Consider the following 606-nt stretch of genomic DNA (forward strand, 5'->3'; position numbering starts at 1 on the left):
TTGGTATGTTGATAGAGTCGGCAAAAGCCGGTAAATGGTTGTACGATTAGCAAGGAGCTAAATCAATGGCTGTACCAGTTCACTTATGGCTTAAAGACGATGGCGGTGCAAATATCCGTGGTTCATCCGATGTAAAGGATCGTGAAGGAAGCATAGAACTAAGATCGATTCACCATAACCTGAGTATCCCAACTGATAGCAACACAGGGAAGCTAACAGGTACTCGACAACATGCCCCTTTCCAGTTTGATAAGGAAATCGACTCATCAAGTCCTTACTTATACAAGGCAGTTGGTACAGGTCAAACGTTACACTCTGCCGAAATCAAATGGTATTGCATCAACGATGCAGGGCAAGAAGTCGAGTACTTCAACATTTTGCTTGAAACCGTAAAGGTCATTTCTGTAACACCGATGATGCACGATACCCGTGGCTGTCCCGGCACAGGCCATATGGAAAACGTTGCACTTCGTTATGAGAAAATCACTTGGAAGTATGTTGATGGCAACATTCAATATACCGATGCTTGGAACGAACGAACTACAGCATAATACATTTGGGGCTGATATAGCCCCTATTGATATAATACGGTCAGTAAGTATCAGT

The 606-nt window shown here is 43.2% G+C and carries 2 protein-coding genes; both read left to right on the plus strand.

Features of this window, described 5'->3' with window-relative positions:
• On the plus strand, positions 1-50 hold a 50-nt coding region (locus tag J1785_RS26970), incomplete at its 5' end, for a DUF1493 family protein (RefSeq protein ID WP_217218540.1).
• A gap of 15 nt (positions 51-65) precedes the next feature.
• Complete coding sequence (locus J1785_RS00430) at positions 66-551, plus strand: Hcp family type VI secretion system effector (protein WP_217218539.1); 486 nt, start codon at positions 66-68, stop codon at positions 549-551.
• Positions 552-606 lie beyond the last annotated feature (55 nt).

The sequence above is a fragment of the Rahnella perminowiae genome (genome assembly GCF_019049755.1).
Taxonomy (GTDB): Bacteria; Pseudomonadota; Gammaproteobacteria; order Enterobacterales; family Enterobacteriaceae; genus Rahnella; species Rahnella perminowiae.

What these genes read in the sequence shown, in the direction of transcription:
- J1785_RS00430 (WP_217218539.1), top strand. Translation starts at nt 66, where the DNA reads ATGGCTGTACCAGTTCACTTATGGCTTAAAGACGATGGCGGTGCAAAT.